The following is a 23,116-nucleotide window of genomic DNA, read 5'->3' as shown; positions in this document are numbered from 1 at the left end:
ATCGTTATTATTTGTTACTTTCAGTGCTGCCGGATGTTGCTGTGCTCTGTGCGTTAGCGTCACCACTCGCTGCCTGATTGGCATTGGCATCGCTTGCATTAGCCGCTTTGCCCATTTTGTTCAATACTTCTTCAGTCAAATCAACGCCACCGCTGATTAAAGCATTCTTTTCAACTACGGCAGTAATATTTTTTTCTTTCGCAATAGCCTGTACATTAGTATCTACAGAATTGCGGAAATCATTAATCATAGCCTGCTGATAAGCCTGAAATTCCTGCTGAGCTTTCTGTTGATTCTGCATCATCGTGTTGGCATCTTGACCGGCACTTTGATCCTGAGCTAAACGAGCATTAATTTCAGTAAATTTAGCCTGTAATTTATTATTCGTATCCTGACCTTTTTGGCTATCAGTCATGATTTTTTGCATATCTACATAACCAACCTGTTCAGTAGTACCGCAACCGGCAACTAAGCCTACGGATACCATCATAGTTAAACCGGCCAAAACACGTTTTACATTCTTATTCATTGTAAAAAACTCCTTTTATTGAGCAACCGAATAGGATGCAATAATAGCATCGGTCACATCAGTTGCATTAACATTTGAAACTTCATCAATAACTATTAAATCAAGGTTCTTTTCCTTTGCCACCACCATGGCGCGCATGCGTACATCTTCCAAAATGGCGTCATGAAGGGCTTCTACTTCACTTTGTTTTGCTTTCATGCGTGAATCCCAAGCCGTATTCCACTCTACCGGGTTTGGCAGATTATTGGTTGCCATAATAGATTCCGCTTTAGCTTTTACCATCATATCGCGACGGGCGAGTAATTCTTTTTGAAGATTAGCCGCATAGTCATCCAGTTCTTTTTGACCGGACGCACGAATCGGTGCCAACTCGGCATCGACTTTCTGCTCTAAGTCTTGCAAATTTCCCTGTACGGATTGACTGCGCGATGCCAAGAGTTCTTGCAATTCTTTCTCTTTAGCAGCCCGTTCCGCCTCAATAACAGCTTTTTGTTCTTCCGTTACCGCTATCGGTGCCGTATTGGCACTTAATTCCAATTGCAAATTAACAATTCGTAAATCCGCTTCGGTCATTTCCGTTTTAACTTCACCGCGATACTTATTGATTAAAGCGATACGCTGTTTTTGATAAGCTACATTCAGTTCCTGTTCTTTAGCTTTTACCTTAGTAATTAATTCCGTATTCAGTAAATCGGTGATTTCCTTGTCGGAACCTAAGGCCTGAAGTGCTAAAGACTGTTGCTGCGATTTTTGCGTTAAGCTTTGTTGCTCATTTTTATATTGGGCCTGCAAATCATCTAATTCTTTTTTGGCTTGCGTATATTCATCATAGGATGGATTAAATTTGATGACCTTTTCCATTTTGACAATGCCGATTTTCGGCATATTAGGGGTTGAAGTCGTTTTTTTATCATCCAAACGATTATGAATAAACAAGCCCGCGAGTAAGGCGGCCATTACAACGACAACAACAGAAATCCAACGATACTGCGGCTTCATTGTACCGCCTCCTCTCTATTTAACAAACGAATCATCTGTCCAATTATTTCTGGCTGCTTGAATCGGCAGCATCCGAGCTACCGCTTAATTTACGCTGTACCTGGTCGGTAATATCCACACCGCCGTATAAAACAGTACGTTTATCCATAACAATGGATAAGCCTTTAGCATCGGCAACAGCTTTGGATGCATCACTTACCTGACTCTGAATTTTATTCTGGATTTCCATCATTTTATCCTGAACTTTGCCTTGGTATTCAGAAGCAAGCGCTGCTTTTTGGTTATCGTCCATATTAGCGGATTTAGTATTAAATTCATCGCTTAACTGTTTCTTATAGTCATCCAATTCTTTATTGGCTTCAATAACTGCCGGTGAAGCAGCATTCAATACTTTAGTCGTATCGATAACGCCAATGTTGCTGTCCGTATCGGATGCCATGGTTGGCGTAGCCATTTGTGTGTACGCGATGGCGCCGATACCTAAGAGGAATATAACGGCAACAAATAAGGATACAAACTTCTTGTTCTTTTGGTTATTAATTAACCGCATCATAGGTAATATACCTTCTTTCTTTTTTGAAAAAATCTATGCATAATCGACTTAAACTTTATATGTCAAGATTCTTATTTTTACATTAAATATAGCCGATTAGGCGTAACCAATTATCGTCATCATTGACCACGTATTCCAAGGTCAAATAATTATTCAAATCATAGGCTAAACCGAACTCATTACGCTTGATTTCAAAATCTCGTTGAGCTCTCACATGCCAACGCCTGCCGATATCTTGGCGGAGCCACACACGACTATATTTATCGGACAAGTTATATTGGTAAGCCAAGGTAGTATCTTGCGTAAAGTGATACGCATAGGACGGATAAAACGCCCATTTATAATCATCAGGGAAGAAATTTGTTTCCAAATACCAATCTCCCTTACCTTGCTTAATGCCCGTAAATAACTTAATCCCTACATTGTGATCCGTTTCCGTCCCCATATCCAAGTATCCTTCAGCGCGTACAATATAGCGCGATGAATCGACTTGAATCTTGAGGAGTAAATCAGTCCCCAACTGCAACGTCGGCTTCATAGAAATGCCGAAGCGTTGACTGGCCCGACTATTATCGAGGCCCTGTTGAATAAAGCTGAGCAAATCATTTTCATGCCTTGCCACAAAGGCAACCGGTACGCCTTCTAACCCGACTAAATACTCATCATAGTAACGTTTAGTAGCGTAAAAAACAGTACTCGGCAACGTATTGGAAGATATTTCAGTGCTGCCGTGACGCACTACCGCTCCCTGTGGAATTAAGTAAACCTTAACCTTCGTTTGAACGCCCGGGATGATGTCTACTTGCGGAATAAATTCCGGCAATGCCCCTTCCAGCTCATTACGAACCAACTGACTCGTAACGGCCGTTGCCCAATCCAGGGAATCAAGAGGGGCACCCAAGAGAATTTGTTCAATCCGCGGTTCTACAAAAGCCACATCACGAGCTACCAATTCTTGGGCCACCGGCGTTAAGTTGCCGTATTCCACCGAAACAGCTACTGCTTGTATCGTTTGGCCGTAAGGCCGTAAACGTACATCCAACCGACTGTTAACACCCGGTGTAATTGCTAATGATTCTACCGTATAGCCGTATAAAATTCGGTCGATAATGTCGGTCGTTACTTTCTGATAGGTAGCATGCCCGGCTGCCACTGCATCCGTGTCGGCACCTACATAAAGCTTATCCGCCGCCGTTTGCACGGCAGCGGTCATGCGCTTGGCCAATACGGGCGGCAACGGTTGCCGACTGCCTGAAAGGCTAACCGTTACCGATTCAACGGGCTCAGCCTGAGCAACTGCCGTTATAGCCGCCAGCATACAGCCGGCGACTACAACTCGTAAGCCCTTTTGTTTCATAACTAGAACTGTCCACCGAAGCTGAAGTGGAATTTGTTGTCATCTTTGCTTACACCATAGTCAAGACGGATAGGTCCGATTGGTGTGGAAATACGAACACCGGCACCGACGGAGATGTTAAAGGATTTATCATCATCGTACCAAGTTACGTGCGGTGCATCCCATGCATCACCCATATCGGTGAAGAGTACGCCGGTTACTTTATTGAAGATAGGTACACGGTATTCCAAGGTAGCATTGTACATTTTCTTACCGCGGAACTGATCGTCTTCAAAACCACGCAATGTATCGGCACCACCTAAGGTGTAGAGAGCGCTGTATGGTACGTCGCCCTGTGCCCAACCTAAACGTGCACGGAAAGCGATTACCTGATTGTTACCGATAGCTTTGTAGTTACGATATTCACCGGTGAATTTGTAGTAATCGAAGTCACCACCTAAGCCGTGGCCTGCCCATTGAACGGTAGCGGATACACGTTTACCGCGTTTAGGATCGTAAATGTTATCACGGGAGTCGTAAACTTTCTGCCAAGATACGCTGTTCGTACGGCCGAAGTTATTTTCGATGTAGTTATCGTCTTTAAAATTATAAGCAGTATAAGTTCCATCATCATTTACTTTACCATTGTTCCAACGATAACTACCATATTTTTCTGGCATATAACCATCGCCACCATTTTCAGCATAGTTATAACCGCTGTTTTCATCTTCGTCAAACTTCCAGCCGTCTTTACGGGTTTCCAAGGTTACATAGTCACGGGTATATTCGCCGGTCTGACGACCTAAGGACACGTTAATCCCTTTCTGAGTTTTTACATATTGAGAAATTTCGTCCCCGTCAGAGTTATAGTCGGTGTACGTATCTTCACGGTCGAAAATGGTTAAACCAAGGGATGTGCCTTTGCTGTCAATCCAAGGGCGTAAGTAGGATACGGAGTAGTTCTTATAACCGGCCGTACCACCGAATTCCCAGTGAACTTTAATCTTGTCACCGGTACCGCGCAAGTTATCTTCCCCAACTTCTACGATACCTACGAAACCGTCGGAATCAGAGTAGCCGGCACCTAAGGTAATGGTACCTGTTTTATGTTCCAATACGTCGATTTCGATAACTACTTTGTCAGGCGTAGAACCTTCCAACAAACGTACATTAACATCATCGAAGTAACCTAAGTTATATACTTTTTCTACGGAACGACGTACGAGGAATTTATTGAACGGCTGACCTTTTTTCTGGTTGAATTCACGAAGAATGACATAATCTTTAGTCTTTTTATTGCCATGAGGCACGATATCTTCTACGATACCTTCCGTAATGGAAATATGAAGGACACCGTCTTGGTCAACGGCCATATCATTAACGCGGGCCAAAATATAACCGTCACGATTATAAGCTGCGTTGATACCTTGAATACGTTCGCCTACTTGAACCGTATTAAGAACGGTATTTGGTTGTACGTTCAAATAGTTAACGAGCATTTCATTGCTGTAAACCGTATTGCCTTCGAACTGTACGGATTTTACAACCGGGTTAACCGTTACTTTATAAGCAACTTTAACACCTTCCGGCACAACGGTAATTACCGGATTGATTTCAGATAAATAACCGCTGGAACCTAACGCGGAAATATCCGCTTTAATAGCCGCCGGCGTTAGTGTATCGCCGATGTGGCTTTTTAACAAGGCCATGTATTCATCCTGTACTTCAGCCGGTAAGCCTTCGATGGAAAAACCGGTCATTACTTTGCCTTCATATGGCTGTAATTGTTCATCTGTAACACTGGAGAAATAACGTGCATCCGGGGTGGTAATAGCCGTCTGTACGCCGGCCGCCTGTTGTTCTTCTAAACGGGCGCCTTCACCTTTGGCAACGGTCAAAACCGCTGAATCGGTAGTAGCTAACGATGAATTGTCCAACTCGATACGTTTGGCTTCTTGTTCGTCAGATTTCTGTGCTTCTTCAATCCCGCCACGAGCCGCTGTAATAGCGTCTTGAGCCGCTTGGTCTTGGGCACTTACCGCGGTAACTGCGGTAGTTGAATTCTGCGTGGTTGCTGTACTCGTTTCATCCGCAGCCCATACGGTAGTACCGCTCAACGCGGCTACCACTGCTACAGCCAACATGTTTTTATAGGCTCTCTTATTCATCATTTACTACATCCTCCTAAAATAATGCCTTCATATTTATAAACACATTGCTTTTAATGCTTTGTTAATACCTTTAATGTTTTTAATGTTCTCATTCCATTATTTTCACTGACCTATGGTCAGCTTATACATCCTGATTCTCTATTGTTCTTGTCCGCGCAGACTTCGTCCCCCTTCACGTACGGCTTCTTGAATCTGAGTTGTACTGATTACCGGTGCCGCTACTGATTCGCTAGTTTGTGATTCAGGTGTTGCCGTCTGAACAGCTGATTCCGTAGCTTGTGGTGTCTCCACAATACTGTCCGATTGTGTCGTTACCGCTTCCGCATTTTGATTCGTGTCGGCAGTAGACGTTTCAGCTGAAGCATTGACTGTGCCGCCCGCTGTATCCGTTGTGCTATTAGGGGCATCAACAGAATTTGTCGGTGTTTGTGAAACTGCCGGCATATTGCTATGAGGCGTTTCAGACATCGGTTGGGTCTGTTCTTCCATCACCGGTGCTGTATTTTTGACATCACCTTGATGTTGCCACGCATAATAACCACCGCCCAACAGCAAAGCCAAACCTACGGCAATGGACCAATAGCCTAAGCGTTGCCACAAAGCGGGTGCTCGTTTTTCATTAAGATGTTGCATCTCCGCCTGAGCCAGCATCAATTGTAATTGACCTTTAGTGGCAGAATCATCCGCATAAGCCTGCTCGGCTTTATCCAGCCAAGTCTTAACGGAGCGGATTCGTTTCTCCATATTGTCGCCAGTCTTATTCATAACGGCCTCCTTTCATACATTTATATTCGTAAGAAAGGATGATTTTGTGAACCATTTATATCACATTAATCGCAATTATTATACCATACTTAAGGTTATTTATTAACAATTTGTTTCAATCTTAGCCCTTTTTCACCTGAAATAACCTCTTTATTTTAAACGATTTGTATAGAAAACCAATGAACAAAAATCTATAACAACCAAAATCACAGTTTACAATTCAAAAATAAATTGATTAGCTGGTGAAAAAATATGAGTAACCGACAGGGCAAAATAAAAGGCTGGGAACACTAAGCTGTTCAAAATAAAAAAGGTTGCAACCCGTTCAGCGTAGCCATTTGTGTGACCTTGCTGCAACAGATTACAACCTTCCTATGTGAACGCAATTTTAATTGAATTATTAATCATTCCAGAATTTTCGCGTACGACTGAGCATCCCCCGCAAGCGCTTAATGCCCTGACGGTGCAAACGATGAATATAGCTGTTGCTCGTATCCAGTTCACCGGCTACAGATGCAATGGAACGATCCGCCAAATACACTTGTTCCATGACATGCCGCTCTTTGCCCGGCAAACGTTCCAATGCCTCCACCACTACCTGCTGAAAGGCTTTTGTTTCTACTGCCGCCTCAATGGACGGTCCTTCATCAGGAAGCTGTTCCCACCAATATTCATCATCATCGGCAGAACCGGCTAACACGGTGCCGCCCTTACCTTCTTTACGAAGGTAATCCAAGATACGCCCGCGTATGCGATGGACCGCATATAACGAAAAGGCTACCCCCTTCGCATAATCAAAACGTTCCACCGCTTCAATGAGGCCTACCGTACCTTCCTGGACACAGTCCATCACATCCGGTACAACGCGATAATACGCCATGGCTTCACGGAAAACAAGGGGCTGATAATGTTCAATAAGGGCCGTACGTGCCGACTCATCATCCTGCTCTTTGTATGCCTGCCATAAAGCGCGCTCTTCTTCAGGCGACAATAATTTAATTTTCTCTAATTCCGCTAAATATGAGTCAAGCATGCCGACCCTCCTTTCTTAATTAAAACTGAGTGGTCCACTGACCGCCAAAGAATGAATGTCCATTGCTGTTCATCCACCCGTTAACGCTATAGTGGCTGTTAATATCATACATAATCCCATAAGCTTGGGTATCATTATTAATACCCGTACTAAAGGTTACCATTAAGTCCGGCAACAAATATTTGCCGATTTCAATATTATAGTAACTGTTTGTATCTTCATTGACCGGTTCATTCGGATCCAGCGAGCCCGTAGTAATGTTGATTAAATCCAGGCCTAAGGTATCCTTGAAGGCGCCTTCAATATACCCCATTAAAGCAGACCGTACACCGGCCGCAAACAAGGCATTTACATCATCGGAAGAAACACTACTGTCATTACCGGAACTGTAACCGAATGTTAAGAGCGATACAATTTGACGTTGCTCCAGATGCGGATCGGATGTTAATTTTAAATCCATCTGTTCCACCGGACCATTCACTTCAAGATATACGCGATAAGAGCGAACCCGGGATTCCGCTTTGACACTTAAAATCGGCAAGAAGGAACCGCGTACAAAGTCGGTTTTACCTTCCGTAATCTTAAACGTATTGTTAAGATACTTCAAATTACCTTCTACTACATGGAATTCCCCGTCAATAAACGGATCCGTCGTAGTACCGCCAATATGAGCACCGCCGCCGAGCGTGAAGTCATAGAGACCACCACTGTAGAGCCGCACTTTTTTGCCCACATTCACAGTGAAATCAAGACCGATCGGCGAACCGCCTTCCTCGCTTGTGAGGGATAACGGAATAGTCATAGTGTCATTTTCTAAATCGAGATGACCTACCACCGTCGGTAAACCATCTTTGAGCATAACTCCAACCTCACCGTTCAACGGCCCCTTGAAGAATTCATGTTCTACCTCAAGGTCATTCATTTGAATAACGCCGGCGTAATTTGTCAGCGTTGTACCATTCCAGCTGAATTCACCGGAAAGGCCCGCATTGCCTTTACCCATGGACGCGCCACCGATTAGTTCGGCTTTTTGCCCTTTAAAAATAAACTGTGCCGATATATCACTCAAGTCTTTTTTTACATCTTTAAAATGTACCAAACCATGTTCCACACTAAGAGTACCGTTAACCATTGGTTGATCATAGGTACCGGTAATATGAAGGGCTCCTTTTAACGGCCCCGTCCCTTGTGTAACAGCCGGGAACATAAGCGGTAATACGCCAAGATCTGCTTCATTTACATCAAAGGTCAAATCCATGGCCGATTTATCGCCCGGTGGCAAATAACCGGATTTATAAAAAGCTGCTAACGGTACATCACCGCGAAGTTTCGCCTTATACTCACCCCGTTGACCTACCAATTGCTGCAGATGAATAACTTTGTCCTCCATCGTCGCCATCGCATAGAGGCGATCGATTGGTACGCCGTTAAGGCTGGCATTTGTCAACTCTGTGGATAATTCAACATGAGGATTTAACGTTTCCCCGGTTACATTGGCAATTAAATGAATATTGCCGGATGCCGGAATAGACGTTTTAAACAGCGGCGTTAAAGAGTCGATAGCTACATTATTGGCAGCAATCTGAATATCACTTTGACCATCTAAATCAGCAGTCCCCAAAGCGGCCAACATACCGTCACCGATTGGTAATTCCCCTTTGTGAATCGTTAATTTGCGGTTTTGCAAAGCCACATCAACCTTGGCAGTGCCCCATGGCTTACCGCCCATAACGATATCATCAATGGTGCCGATTAAGCGTAAATCCGGATTCTTGATTGTACCGCCTAAATCAAGACGACCGTTAATATGTCCGTCCGATTCAGGAACATCAAGTTTGGCCAGTTTCATAAAATTAACCAACTCACCGTCGCTGATGGTAGCATAGCCGAATAACCGTTGCTCGCCGTTTAACGTCATGCCCCCATCGATAAGGAATTTGCCATGTTCCCCTTCTTCAAAGGACACATTCTGCAAATATACTACGGTCGGCTCGGCATAAATATTGCCTGCAATGTTACGCAACGCCATACCGTTAACGTTAATGTCACTGGATCCTAACGTACCTTGTACAATCGGCTTATCAATGGTACCGGTGAGCGTCCCTTCAATCGTCATATAGCCTTCCACATCGGCATAGTCTTTAAGCCAAGGGCGTAAGTAAATAGTATCACCGAAGAATTTAAAATCTAAGTTACCGTTCTGATAACGACCGGCTCCATAGAAAGTAGCCCCATAGGCGGACGCAATCAAATCTCTAATACCGATATAATGCGAGGCATAACGGAAACCAAAGCGCACATCAGAATAGAGTTTACCTTGTACCGAACCGTCCCAAGCATGGACAAACCCCCGAATTTGAGGATTATCTAAAGTACCGCCTATGTCTGTACGCACATCAAGCCAACCGGTAACTTGTAAGTCAGGGTCCACCATGCCGGCTATGTTTTCAATACGAACCGTATTGGCATTCGCCTGTAGTTGTAAAGCTTTAGACGGTCCCATATCAATAGTGCCGTTTAAGCTGTAATAACCATGGCCGTCTTGGATAAAACCATTGTTAACAGTTACCAATTTATTACTTACAGTTGCTTCCGCATAGGCATTATCGAAACGAATTCGACCTACGTGACCACCATCAGAAGCAGCTATAACGGTAGCATTCGGATTGTCGATTGGCCCCGTCACACGACCGGTAACGGTAGCTTTACCGTCAAGTTCTTGTTTAGCATAATCACTAAACAAATTAAGCGGAATGTCTTTGGCATCAAACGCTATATCCAGTGCATCCTGACTTACATTGCCATAGGCGCTAAAGGATCCGGAACCGATTGTTCCGTTGAGATAATTAATAAAATAATTGCCATTTGCGCCGGCAATTTGACCGGATAGAGAATCGGTAGTAATCGAATCATAGCCGATACCGTTACCTTCAAAAGTTGCCGCAATAGCCGGCAAGGCATCAGTGCCGATCCCCTTAACATAAGCTTTACCATTAACGGTACCGTACAATGGTTGATCTACCGCCTGACCGACTAAGGCCAACGGGATATCGGTACCTTCCAGCGATGCCTCATAGGCTTGAGTTTTCGTATTAAAAGTACCGCGACCACCGGCTTCACCGCCATTTAAACTAAGTCGAATATCGGACATATCGACAATGTCATTCTGATACGCTAAGGTGGCCAAGCCTTTTTCTAAAATATAGCCTTCGTAATTAACATTAGACGCTTCAACCGTAGCATTTACAATCGGCGCCGTCGCTGTGCCATACACATGAGCAACCGTACCTATTGAACCGGTAATGCCCTTATCAAGCAAAGACTCGATTTGAATATCCTGACCGCGCAAAGTAAGGTTAAAATTTGGTTCCGCCATGTCGGTAATATTAACATTACCGTGAGCAAAAAATTGCTGATTGTTAATAGCCACCCGACCATCCGCAACCATAATATCTGTGCCGTTAAAGGTAACATGAGCCGCACCTTGACGAATTTCATACGGCTTAGGACTTATAGAGTCATTCTGATAATCGGCGGCCAAATTATTAATATCCACGGCCCCTTCAAAATTAAATTGATTGTCATTGCGACTAACGGTTAAAGCTATATTCTTAGCGGTACCACCAATTACTTTGGCATTAATATCGCTCGGAATCAAGTCATTAACATAATCTAAACGCAAGCTGTCTGCTTTAACAAAAAGGGTAAAGTCAGCAGAATCATCATTAGTATAGGAGCCCTTAAGCGTTACAGCCTGCTTATCCACATTAGCCGACAAAGCGCCGTCCAACTTAGGATAGTCTGCAAACTTAACAGCCCCGTTAATAGCTTCGATTGCTGTGTGGCGACCGTTTAGCCAATCAAGGGTAGCTATGCCGTCATTGATTATGACATTGCCTCTAAACTGCAACGGTTCTTCGCTGTCGCTCTCTTTGATGAGGGACGTAATGTTCCACGACCGGTCCGCTTTCTCCACGGCATGAACTGTCGGTTGGTTAAGCGTAACCGACCGAATCAAGCGCAATGGTGCGGATTGCCCAAACGGCAATTTTACCGCTTCCAACATGTCCAGCGATACTTCCGTATTCGGCACATCGGCCACTACTTTGCCTTCAGTGTCCTTAATCGACAAGTCGTCAATATGAACCGTCCCATCCCAACCGATTTTAAAGGATGAGTAATCCGCCTGCCCATTAATTGCTGTATTCAATTGTTCTTGTACGATAGGTCCCACTATCTGTTCCCCAACGGGGCGCAATAGTTGTGCTCCGCCAAAGGCTACGGCCAACACAACCGCACCGGCAAGCCATTTACGCTGTCCCTTTTTCATTTAAAACTCCTCGCACAAAACAGTATCTTACAAACAAATTTAATTCACATCACACACTTACAAGGATTTTTTATTTATTAGTTTTAGCCGCTTGATCGGCAACCAAAGTATTCAATGCCTGAGTCGGATTGGCTTCATTAACGAGTGCTGCCGCACCGCCGATTGGTGTTTCCAAAGGTACACCCATAGCGTTTTCCAAAGTAGCAACGGCAATATTGTAATTAAATAAAGCATCTACATAATTGTTACGAGCTGTTTCCAATTCCGTTTCCGCATCAAGTACATCAAGGTTGGTACCAACGCCGGCACGATAACGCAAGGAGGCAATACGGAAGTTTTCCTGACCTTGTTCTACGGCCACGCGCGTGCTGTCAATTGTCTGTTCAGCGGATTTCATATTTAAATAGGCCTGGCGAACAGCCAAATTAATGCTGTCCATAACCTGGTAGTTAGCTTCTTTATAGCGTTCTAAATTTGCTTCCTGCACTTTAATACTTTCGCTGGTATTACCGCCATCCCAGAGGCTCCATGATACTTTTGCGCCAATGGTCCAACCATCATTGGACGTACCGCCCCAGTTATTTCCCTGCCATCCTTGTGAAGCTGTTGCACTTAAAGTCGGTAAATAGCCGGATTTAGCGGATTTAATTTCTTCTTCTGCCGCTTTTACCGCCATTGTGCTTTGCACAAGTTCGGCACGATGTAATAAAGCATAAGCCTGGGCATCAGCCAAAGTTACGGGATACGGCGTATAGCCAAGGGAACTATCCGCCGTTTCGACACTCGTATTAACCGGAATACCGATGGAGTTATTAAGGGTTGCTTCCGCCAAATCAGCCGCATTCTGTGCTTCTACAAGGGAAGTCTGAGCGTTAGCCAAGGATGTTTGCGAAGCCAAAACATCGGATTTAGCTACGATGCCCACATTGTATTGCTGATTTACATTTGTTAAGTGACCATCATAATCACGAACCGATTGTTGCGCAATGTCTACTTTATTTCGCGCTTGAATCAAGGAGTAATAATTTTTAGCAGCTGTCAATTTAGCGGTTTGACGCGCTACTTCCAAGGCTGCATTATAACCTTCACGAGAGTAACGAGCCGATTCGATAGCCGCTTCCGCTTTACCGCCTGTATAAATTGGTACTTCTAATGAAAATGTATTGCCAGCTTTCGTACCAGTTCCTGTGTCCCCTCCGGAACGCTCTCCGCTATATGCGTAACCTACGCTAGGATTTTTAGCCGCTGCCGCTACACTTACCTGTGCACGCGCTGCTTCATACTGCCATTCCGATTGTCTTACATCACGGTTATTAGCTAAAGCCAATTCCACCGTATGAGGTAATGTTAAAGACACTTTGTCACCCACTACTTCGTCTTTAACAATTCGATCGGCCAAAGTTTGCTGTGTAATCACTAATGCTGCCTGCTGATATTTAGCAATTTTGGCATCATCACCAGAACCGGCTGCGAATACGCCGGTTGCTGTTAAAGACATTGCAATGGCTAAAGAAAGAGCTTTTTTATTTAACATGGTATTACCTCCCAAAATTAAAAGACATATCGAATGCCGTAGAAATTACCACCATTTTCTTCGCTAAATGGACGAATGAATTGAGCGATTGCATATACATCATCAAACAATCTGACTTCACTGCGAATCCGATAGCGCACATCATTTAAATCCATAACTGCTGCGGATATCGTAAACGGACCGCCAAGGCCGTAATCGACCCCGACACCTACGTCACCGTCAAACAGACCGCCACGAATCGAAAAATCATCCCCTACGTATTTGCCATACGTAAGTTCTAAGCGACTGCCGTTACCAATATTATTCGCTCCCAACGTGAATAAACTCTGACCGAATTGCAAACGGAAATCGGCATTCGGATTATATTTATTCTTCGTTGTATTATATAAGAGCTCCATATTGGCGCTTGCCTTAAAAGGGTACTTTTTTCCGGATTCACGACTATCTACGTCGCCACCGGTCAGACGATTTAACTTAGTTGTCAACTGTGCCGTATTATGCAAAGTTTCCTTAATATCCTGACTGCTCTGTGGGTCGGTTACGATACCCTGCATAGAAGCAGCCATGGAATTCAAGCTGTCAGTTGTTGTTTTCAAATTATCTAAAATAGTACGCATATCACGAGATGCCTGACCGTCGCCATCCAAATTTTGTAAGGATGTATCAAGCTGACCCGTAATCGCCGTCATATTACGTGTAATATCAGTCATGTTGGCTGTAATTTCATTAATGTTACCCTGATTATCCAGAGCCATTTGATTAAAACGAGCCGTAAGTTCCGCCGTATTATTGGCGATGATTTCTGTAGAACGAAGCGCGTTGCGAAGTGATGTCTGAGTCTGCGCATCGCCGATAATATTATTAATAGAGCCCAATGTTTTATTAGCCTCTTCCATCAATACGGTAGCTTGCTGCATCGTTTTATCAATGTCGCTATGACCGTCACCGCGAATCATATCACCGTCTTTTAAATAAACTTGAGAGTGGCCCGGTGTAATTTGAATGAATTTATCACCCAAAATACCGTCATTGGCCAAGGCAAACTCGGAGTCAATCGGGATCTCCGTATCTTTATCAATATCCATAGTAAGCGTTACCCCTTTGGCGGTAACTTCCATAGAGCTTACACGGCCCACCGTAACGCCGGAATATTTAACCTGGTTACCGGTCTTAAGGCCCGTAACCGACTGAAAATCGCCGGTAATATGCATCCGCGGCGGTTCAAATAATTCCAAACGACCAACAAAAATGATCGCCGCTGCAAATAAGCAAAGGCCGATAATGGTAAACAAGCCCACCTTAGCCTCTGTATTAAACTTCATCTGTTTTCTCCCCCTCACCGGCGCCTTCCATAATATCGCCGCCATGTATAAACTGCTGGACCAACTTGTTTTTAGATTTGCTAAATTCAGTCGGACTCGAAACTTCTATAAATTTACCCTTATCCAATAAGGCAATGCGATCTGCCACATAAAAAGCCGATTGCATATCATGAGTTACTACAATCGAAGTGCAGTGAAGATGCTTTTGCATGCTCCGAATAAGTTTGCTGATTGTCCCCGATGTTATAGGATCAAGCCCCGACGTCGGTTCATCATATAAAATAATGCGAGGATTTAAAGCAATGGCCCGGGCCAAACTGATACGTTTTTTCATGCCCCCGGACAATTCATTCGGCATGTAGTTGCCCGTATTAGGCAACTCCACCAAATCCAATTTGTCCTGCACAATTTCCTTAATTTTATCATTAGTTAATTCCGTATGCTGTCTTAGCCCGAAAGCTACATTTTCAGCCACGGTCATAGAGTCGAAAAGCGCCGAGTATTGGAACACCATCCCCATTTTTTCACGAACTTTGTTAAATTCGTCTTCGCTTAAGCCGACTACATCAACGCCGTCCACCAGAATACGTCCGCTGTTCGGCCGTTGCAAACCGATTATGAGACGCAGAATCGTACTCTTACCGGCGCCGCTGCCGCCAAGGACAACCAACGTTTCGCCATCTTCTATTGTCAAATCTACGTGGTCGAGGATAACCCTATCGCCGTAGGCAACGACCACATCCTGTAATTCAATCATGAATCTCCGGCCTCAATTAATCTCAAACTATAAGTCCGATTTTTAAGCGAACCTACAGTTACTACTATAATTATAAAATATCTGTTTCAAAATTCAATGATAAAACGCCCGCCTTTTAAGCAACGGGGCAATATTTTTCATGAAAATAATACTAAAATCAATCGACGTAGCAAACTAACAACTAGAATAACGCCATGGATAAGAAATAATTTAATACGAATACTAAAATAATACTGGTCACTACGGAGCTGGTAGTTGCATTACCTACTGCTTCAGCCCCCATTTTAGTATACATGCCCTTGTACGAACCAACAAGAGCAATTACGGCGCCAAATACACTGGCTTTGATTAAACCGTAAGTTAAATCACTGGTAACGGCAAAAAGTTGAATGGAATCGGTATAAGTCATGCCCGCCATGCCTTTAAACAACGTCGCTACCACGTAACCGCCACCGATACCGATAATAACACCGTAAAAAGCCAGAATCGGCACCATAATCATGCACGCAATCACGCGAGGCACTACCAAGTAGCCGATAGGATTAACGGCCATTACTTTGAGGGCATCAATTTGCTCGGTTACCTTCATGGTACCAATCTCGGCAGTAATGGCTGCCCCAACGCGGCCCGATAACACAACACCTACCAGTACCGGTCCCAATTCACGCCCCATGGCAATGGCCATGATACCACCAACCGTACCTTGTGCACCGTAACGAATCAAAATATCGGCAATTTGCAAGGTCATTACAGCCCCGGCAAACAATAAAGTTAAACTGATAATCGGCAACGAATCTACGCCCAAATGAGCCATTTGAAATATAACATGGCGCCAATTGGCCTTTGGTAACTGTTTAATGGTTTGGCCGATTAATATTACAGCTTCACCGCAACGTGCCAACCAACGTATCACTTCACGGCCAAGCGCTTCTAACCACTGCAAAAGTTCTCCTCCTCTTACATCACATCTATTGAAGTTCATCACATCTGCTTATAATTGAGTATGATTACTACCCCTCATTTTATCACAAAACTTTAGTCATTGTCATCAGTACCAACGATGAATATATCTAAATTTTACAATCTTTTTGAAAAAAATTCTATTTTCCGGCAAGCTGTGGCCCCACAATATAAAAAGGCGATGAACATCACTGTCCATCGCCTTCATTGCTTACTATTCAGTTTATTCTTATTGACTTACAGTTTCGCCGGAATTGTCCACTGCTTTTTTCAACTTCTTCGCATTTTCACGGGCAAGTCGAGCCTTTTCTTTATCACGGTCGGCCGGGGACATAACTTTCAATACGAATTGACCGTCGCCGCGGATAACGTATTCCGTATCGATTTTAGCTTTATACGGTTCTTTGTCATCTTTGTCATCAATGCCCGGAATACTTTCCTTCGCTTTTCCCTTCGGTACAGCGCCCGGAATTTTAGTCTCATCGGCCACATCAATTTTAGCACCTTTCGTATCGGCTTTTTCACCGTCTTCTACCATACTGACGCCATCTTCCAAGATTTCAACCACAATCTGGTTATTCGTATCCGTATTGCGCAGTTCTTTATAGAACTCGTCAAAATCTTTATACGTTTTCAAACGACGAATAATTTCATCGGTTAAATTGTATTTTTGTTTTTCCAAAAGGTATGGCAATGGTACCACGCCGCCACCGCGAACTTCCAAAGTTACTTCCCCATACGGTTGATCCTTCGGCACGGTAAAGAAGATTTCCTTCGTTATCGGTTCTTCACGGAACGGTTGTAATTTAACATTAATTACAACTGTATCCCCCGGCGATGCAACAGCCGGTGATAACGTGGCATCACCGATTACGGCGGTTTTCTTTTCCTTCGTTAAGGATGCATCCACCTGAATCCCCGCAATTTCATAATTGATAAAACGATTATTCATGAGCACGTCAATAATATTGTAAAATTCATCAACACTCTTGATGCCGATGGAATCATTGGAATAGAACATATTTGTCCGTTCCAACGGCGGAATATTAATATCACGCGGTTGGATTTTAAGAGTTAAGGTGGATGTACCTTCACCATTGCGATCCAATGTTTTACTGATAAAATTATAAACTGCCGTAGTACTTAATGTCGGTGTCAACTCATCGGCTTCCACCACTTTAACACCCGCTTCGCGAGTTCGATTCATATCGAGATCACGCACGGTAATCGCCATAGGAATACCGCTCGTAATCTTGCCCGATGTACCGGCAATACCGGCACCGCGATCTTCCGTTACGGTCCCAACTTCAGCGCCCATAGAGCCAAGCTTAAAGCCGGAATCCAAGCTTTTTACAACGGTAAAAATAGATGCATTATGCATGAAGTAACCTACAGAGCCGCGTTTTAAAAACGGATGGCCGAATGCTACGACTTTATCCTGATCCACATAGGTTACCGTACCGATTGCGCCCAGTTTCAAATCACCGTCAACGAGCAAAGCCGCTACGGAACCGCCCGCTTTAAGCGGTTTAACCACATCATCGCCATCAGCCGCTGCCGTATCATATGTGCTGTACTCATATTCCGGCAACTTTTCCTTCATAAACTTAAGAGCCGACGGGTCGAAGCCATAAGCCATAAGCGGTGTACCAAGGGGAATCAACTGACTGTCGCGCCAAGGATTGGCTAAGTTCTTTTCATAGGGAATATTCCAAAGCTTAACCATATCTTCGATTGGCGTAATCATACCGATAGTGCCATCCGCAAAGCCCCAACCGTAGGCAACGGCGCCTACCAGCTTGCCGTCAATATACGCGGGACTGCCACTCATACCGTGCACGATGCCGCCCGTTTCATCAATAACGGGGCCGGAAAATTTAGCTAAAATTAAATCGCCCGACGGGCCACGGTCTTTCATGACGCCTAAAACTTTCATATTAAAACTGGAGATATCATCTCCCGTTACTACTGTATCAACGTGTCCTTCCATGCCTGTACGCACATCGGTTACTGGCAGAAAATCAACTGCCTGTGCCGAAGCGACAACAGTGCAACAAAAGAAAAGCGCCAGTACACCTTTCATATACCGGCGTGATGAACGAAATGGCTTCATTCATAGCTCCTCTCTAAAACTATATGTCAACTGTTTTAACTGAATACTTCAGCGGAATTGCTTTGATTATTTACCGTCAACCACGGCTACAACTTGTGCGCGGTTTACTTGGTCGCCGTTTTTAACCGTTACATTCGTAACTACACCGTTAACAGTGGAACGAGCAGCCGGCATTGGGCCCGTTAAGGATTGTACTATTACCAATACGTCCCCTTCTTTAACAACTGTACCTACCGGTACAACCGATACAACCTGACCGGTTAATACGGATTCCTGGTTGACATTGGCTGCGGAGGCCGTGAAAACGAATCCGGTCGCCAGGCTTACGCCAACAGCAGCCATTACTAAAAATTTCATATATTTTTTCATACGTAAATCCTCCTTTGACTAACGTCTACATATATTATATCACGGATAAGCAAATTTATTACTAAACCCGCCTCTAATCATTAAAAATTCACATCATCGGCAACGGACCCATTAAGGGAAAATTATGATTTCCCCATAGCGCGCCGTGCCAAAACTGGTCTCATCGCGATGGAGGTAGATACCGTTGGCATATAAATCATTATCCCGCTGATAACCCGCATCAATGCCCGTAACCGCCCCAAACTCTGACAGCATACGGCCCCCTTGTTCCAAAGTTATGCCGGAAGACGCTCGATAATTGCCGGATGCCAAAAGGACAATCAATGTACCATCAGGTCGCACCCCTAATAAGGTATGACCACGATAATTGTCGCCGTCAAAATCCGTCACCATACCATTAGCCAACACGATTCGTTTACTTTGAGCCAAGGTCGTGCCGGCCGCACTGATTTTAACAATCGTAGGAACCACTTGTAAATTCACAATATCGCCGATGCGTAATGCATCAATCACCGGCACAATGGCACCATGAGCCGACAACACGATATCTGCATCAGCCAATTTAGAGTCGTTCGTACCTTTAGCTACAACCACATTGCGCCGTAACGTAACCTCTTTGCCGTATACATTGGTGTGCGTCGATGAGCCGTAAGCCGCATTATAGGCGATGAGCTCATCCGTACCGCGCGTGCGATTAACACCGCTTACGATATAAGTTTTATTCCCTTCTTTTAACTGCAATTTAGGCGTTTCCACACTAATCGTATACCCTTGATTAGGAATATAACGAAGTACCCCTACCGGCGTTATTTGATAGCCCGGTACAACGGGGATTTTTTCACCGGAAGCAAGCTGTACCGTTCCTTCCACTAACCCTTCACCGTTGAGCCCGGCCGCTACATCAGCCGCATTGACAAGGCCCACCGAAATGGCACCGGTCGGCGTCACCTCAGCCAAAGTCTCCGCCTTATCGCCGTCCGCTTTAATCACGGCCGGCTCTGTGGGCGCTACCGTAAGAGCATCTACTTTTACGCGGCCCGTATCGGTACTGGTATCCCATTTAGTATATACCACACCGTCCTTCAAGGGCTTTGTAGTTCGTTGATCATAATTATTAAACAAATCCAATACTATGCGGTCCGGATTTTGCAAAGTAAACATGTGGTAGCGAATCGGCTGATTTACACTGAGCGATAAGTCGAGGCCTGTATCTGTGCTCGCCAGGCCTACGCCTTGCAAAACACCGCTATTGCGATTATTATACTGAACCGGACCACTCGTGCGATTCGTAGTACCGGCAAAATGGATTCGTACCTGCTGTGCTTTTTCATTATAAATAGAACTCCAGCCATCCGGTAACCCCTTCATGTCAAGGACAATGCGGGTGTGCCCCACTTCATTGGTAGCACGTACGGCTGTCAAATCCGCCGCATCCGCAGCGCCGCCTACGAGCCAACTCATTATCCCTGCCATTAAGACTGCACTAAGCTTCTTCTTACAGGCTTTCATAGTTCCCTCCTTTGAAAAAATCTATAAACTATTATCGTTATTTTAGTACCATTTTATCTATTATAACATATATACCTGCTAACTACTTGAAATATTATGTGAAAATAAAAAAAGATTGCAAGCGACCTTGCCGCTCACAATCTTCTTTGTATTTATTATTCAATGACCAAATTACATAAGGCAACGCAGCTACGCTTCACCATATCCGGTCCGTTTTATTGAAACAAACCAGACTATTGGGCCTACTGCAATTCTTCCAAACTATCCTGCAAGCGATCCATTTCACGCAAAGCACGACCGGTTCCGACGATAACCGAATAACGAGGATTGTCCACCAAATAGGCCGCTACCCCGATAGCCCGCGTAATAAGGCGGTCAAAACCACTGATTAACGCCCCGCCGCCGGTTAGGATGATACCATGATCACAGATTTCCGCTACCAACTCAGGTGGCGTTTTTTCCAAAATATCTTTGATACCTTCCAAGATAACATTGACCGGTTTTTCTAGCGCCATCTGCACTTCCTTGGAACTTACTTTAATAGCCTGCGGCAAGCCGCTCACAATATCGCGACCGCGCACGGTTATTTCTTCTACCGGCGCTTTACGATCCACCGTACCGACAGCGATTTTTACTTCTTCCGCCGTACGCCGACCGATTAATAGCTTACGACGTCGTTTGATATAGCTGATAATGGCTTCATCAAACTTATCACCGCCCATGCGCAAAGACTTACTCACTACGACACCGGTGGTGCAAAGCACGGCAATATCCGTAGTACCGCCGCCTACGTCAACCACAATGGCTCCGGCAGACGCTGCTTTATCAAGGCCCGTCCCCAAAGCGGCCGCCAACGGCTCTTCGATGAGCACCGTCTTACGGGCACCCGTTTGAAGTACCGCTTCGATAACAGCCCTCTTTTCAACCGGCGTAATGCCGGACGGCACGCATATAACGATGCGCGGTTTGAATAAAGTCGAGGCCGGTAACACGCTCTTAATATAGTAACGAAGCATGAACTCCGTCATGTCATAGTTATTAATAACACCGTCCTGAAGGGGGCGAATAACTTCAATATCCGCCGGCGTGCGCCCCAGCATAATGCGTGCGTCCTCACCGACAGCCACCACTTCATGAGTGTGAATATTCCAAGCTACATAGGCCGGTTCATCAAGCACAACACCTTTGCCTTTAATGTAAATCAATACATTCGTCGTGCCCAAGTCAATGCCTACGTCATAGGCCCACCACAGCGCCAATTTTTCAAAAGGAGATACCCATTTATCTGCTTTCTTGGCTACTATTTTAGGCGTGGTCGTCGCAATGGGTTGCGTGCTTCGTTTGCGTCGCTCTTCACGCTTTTGCAAAACTTCGGCACGGCTTACCTTTTTCTTACTCGTCCACCCGAACAATGTCAGCACCTAACCCTTTTAATTTGCCTACCAAGTTGTCATAACCTCGGTCAATATGCGACAACTGAGTTACTTTCGTAACACCTTCCGCCGCCAATCCGGCACACACTAAAGCAGCTCCGGCACGCAAATCGGTAGCCCGTACTTCGGTGCCTTTCAATTTAGGTACACCGTCAACAATAGCACGACGCTCTTCAATGCGAATCTGAGCACCCATTTTCTTCAATTCATCGACATGCATAAAGCGGTTTTCAAAAACCGTTTCCATAACCGTACTGGTACCCTTGGCAATGGTCGTAAAGGCCATGAATTGAGCCTGCATATCCGTCGGGAAGCCCGGGTATGGTAATGTCTTAATATCTACGGCTTTTACATTGCCGTCGGAAATAACGCGAATACCGTCCACATCTTCCTGCACGGTTACGCCGGCTTCTTTCAATTTCGCCACAACCGGTTTTAAATGCTCGGATAAAGCATTTTCAACATACACGTCACCGCCGGCCATCGCCGCTGCGATGAGATACGTACCGGCTTCGATACGGTCGGGAATTACCGTATGCGTAGCCCCTTTTAATTCTTTAACGCCTTGGATACGAATTACATTCGTGCCGGCGCCGCGAATATCGGCTCCCATACTATTTAAGTAAGTTACTAAATCTACAATTTCAGGTTCTTCCGCAGCGTTTTCGATAATCGTTTTACCTTCCGCCATGGAAGCCGCCATAATTACGTTTTCCGTAGCTCCAACACTTGGGAAGTCGAGATAAATCTGATTCCCTTTAAGGCCTTCCGGAGCGGATGCCAATACATAACCGTCTCCCATTTCGATAGTAGCACCTAAAGCTTCAAACGCTTTTAAGTGTAAATCAATAGGACGCGAGCCGATGGCACAACCACCGGGTAAAGAAATACGGGCTTCACGACGGCGTGCCAATAAAGGTCCCATAACTAAAAACGACGCACGCATGCGGCGAACTAATTCATAGGGAGCTTCTGTAGCCGTAATTTCCGAAGCATCAAACCGGATTTCCTGATTAGCTTCATCCTTGGTAACTTTAACGCCTAATGCTGAAATTACCTCACAAATCGTATGTACATCCTCTAAATGAGGTACTTCTACTAATCGACTTGGCGTCGATGCCAACATGGTGGCCGCAATAATCGGCAACACCGCATTTTTTGCGCTACTTACACGAACGCGACCATTCAACGGTTTACCGCCGTTAATGACGAGCTTTTCCAACAATACTTCCTCCCATAATGCAATCTATTAAGCTATAGTCTTACATGCAATCTATTATTCTATAGTATGATAGTTCTTCTTTAAATTCTACCTTATAGTATACTTTAAAACAGGCTGTTCATCAAGTACCGCACCCACACAAAACACACATAAAAAACGGCCTTATATCAAAAGATATAAA

At 44.6% G+C, this 23,116-nt stretch carries 17 protein-coding genes; all 17 read right to left on the bottom strand.

Annotated features, from left to right (window positions below):
• Nucleotides 1–7: 7 nt before the first annotated feature.
• The 17 genes from EO124_RS04100 to murA all read right to left on the bottom strand — a co-directional run bounded on the left by EO124_RS04100 (nucleotide 8) and on the right by murA (nucleotide 22,935).
• Nucleotides 8–529 carry an OmpH/Skp family outer membrane protein gene (locus EO124_RS04100; protein ID WP_127058451.1) on the bottom strand — a complete coding sequence of 174 codons (522 nt, stop codon included), beginning with the start codon at nucleotides 527–529 and terminating at the stop codon, nucleotides 8–10.
• 15 nt (nucleotides 530–544) lie between these two features.
• On the bottom strand, nucleotides 545–1,528 hold the full coding sequence (locus EO124_RS04095) for a hypothetical protein (protein ID WP_127058450.1): 984 nt from the start codon (nucleotides 1,526–1,528) through the stop codon (nucleotides 545–547).
• Between the two features lie 43 nt (nucleotides 1,529–1,571).
• The gene (locus EO124_RS04090; protein WP_127058449.1) at nucleotides 1,572–2,081 is read right to left on the bottom strand and encodes an OmpH/Skp family outer membrane protein; all 510 of its coding nucleotides are present in this window, start codon (nucleotides 2,079–2,081) and stop codon (nucleotides 1,572–1,574) included.
• Between the two features lie 82 nt (nucleotides 2,082–2,163).
• Complete coding sequence (locus tag EO124_RS04085; protein WP_127058448.1) at nucleotides 2,164–3,438, bottom strand: hypothetical protein; 1,275 nt, start codon at nucleotides 3,436–3,438, stop codon at nucleotides 2,164–2,166.
• 2 nt (nucleotides 3,439–3,440) lie between these two features.
• Nucleotides 3,441–5,588, bottom strand: coding sequence for a BamA/OMP85 family outer membrane protein (locus EO124_RS04080; protein ID WP_127058447.1), 2,148 nt, complete (start codon nucleotides 5,586–5,588; stop codon nucleotides 3,441–3,443).
• Nucleotides 5,589–5,726: 138 nt separating this feature from the next.
• Nucleotides 5,727–6,353 carry a RodZ family helix-turn-helix domain-containing protein gene (locus EO124_RS04075; protein ID WP_127058446.1) on the bottom strand — a complete coding sequence of 209 codons (627 nt, stop codon included), beginning with the start codon at nucleotides 6,351–6,353 and terminating at the stop codon, nucleotides 5,727–5,729.
• A 400-nt stretch (nucleotides 6,354–6,753) separates the two neighbouring features.
• Complete coding sequence (locus EO124_RS04070) at nucleotides 6,754–7,386, bottom strand: sigma-70 family RNA polymerase sigma factor (RefSeq protein ID WP_127058445.1); 633 nt, start codon at nucleotides 7,384–7,386, stop codon at nucleotides 6,754–6,756.
• Nucleotides 7,387–7,405: 19 nt separating this feature from the next.
• Entirely contained in the window at nucleotides 7,406–11,716 is a 4,311-nt protein-coding gene (locus EO124_RS04065; protein WP_127058444.1) for a translocation/assembly module TamB domain-containing protein, read from the bottom strand.
• Nucleotides 11,717–11,786: 70 nt separating this feature from the next.
• Nucleotides 11,787–13,250 (bottom strand): TolC family protein, encoded by a 1,464-nt coding sequence (locus EO124_RS04060; protein WP_127058443.1) that lies wholly within the window; start codon nucleotides 13,248–13,250, stop codon nucleotides 11,787–11,789.
• Between the two features lie 17 nt (nucleotides 13,251–13,267).
• Nucleotides 13,268–14,572: an MlaD family protein gene (locus EO124_RS04055; protein ID WP_127058442.1), complete on the bottom strand. Its 1,305-nt coding sequence runs from the start codon at nucleotides 14,570–14,572 to the stop codon at nucleotides 13,268–13,270.
• Nucleotides 14,562–15,329, bottom strand: coding sequence for an ABC transporter ATP-binding protein (locus tag EO124_RS04050; protein ID WP_127058441.1), 768 nt, complete (start codon nucleotides 15,327–15,329; stop codon nucleotides 14,562–14,564). The genes EO124_RS04055 and EO124_RS04050 overlap by 11 nt, the downstream gene beginning before the upstream one ends.
• Before the next feature lie 181 nt (nucleotides 15,330–15,510).
• On the bottom strand, nucleotides 15,511–16,272 hold the full coding sequence (locus EO124_RS04045) for an MlaE family ABC transporter permease (RefSeq protein WP_021840870.1): 762 nt from the start codon (nucleotides 16,270–16,272) through the stop codon (nucleotides 15,511–15,513).
• A 246-nt stretch (nucleotides 16,273–16,518) separates the two neighbouring features.
• Nucleotides 16,519–18,402 carry a SpoIVB peptidase S55 domain-containing protein gene (locus tag EO124_RS04040; RefSeq protein ID WP_241230661.1) on the bottom strand — a complete coding sequence of 628 codons (1,884 nt, stop codon included), beginning with the start codon at nucleotides 18,400–18,402 and terminating at the stop codon, nucleotides 16,519–16,521.
• Nucleotides 18,403–18,468: 66 nt separating this feature from the next.
• A complete protein-coding gene (locus EO124_RS04035; RefSeq protein WP_127058440.1) occupies nucleotides 18,469–18,771 on the bottom strand; it encodes a biotin-requiring enzyme in 303 nt (100 codons plus the stop codon).
• A gap of 111 nt (nucleotides 18,772–18,882) precedes the next feature.
• Entirely contained in the window at nucleotides 18,883–20,280 is a 1,398-nt protein-coding gene (locus EO124_RS04030; protein WP_127058439.1) for an AMIN domain-containing protein, read from the bottom strand.
• Nucleotides 20,281–20,522: 242 nt separating this feature from the next.
• Entirely contained in the window at nucleotides 20,523–21,701 is a 1,179-nt protein-coding gene (locus EO124_RS04025; RefSeq protein ID WP_127058438.1) for a rod shape-determining protein, read from the bottom strand.
• Nucleotides 21,673–22,935, bottom strand: coding sequence for a UDP-N-acetylglucosamine 1-carboxyvinyltransferase (murA, locus tag EO124_RS04020; protein WP_127058437.1), 1,263 nt, complete (start codon nucleotides 22,933–22,935; stop codon nucleotides 21,673–21,675). The genes EO124_RS04025 and murA overlap by 29 nt, the downstream gene beginning before the upstream one ends.
• Nucleotides 22,936–23,116 lie beyond the last annotated feature (181 nt).

It is taken from the genome of Veillonella ratti (assembly GCF_003992115.1).
Taxonomy (GTDB): Bacteria; Bacillota; Negativicutes; order Veillonellales; family Veillonellaceae; genus Veillonella_A; species Veillonella_A ratti.
Note: the sequence above shows the minus strand (reverse complement) of the source record. Positions and strands in the feature narration are given on the sequence as shown.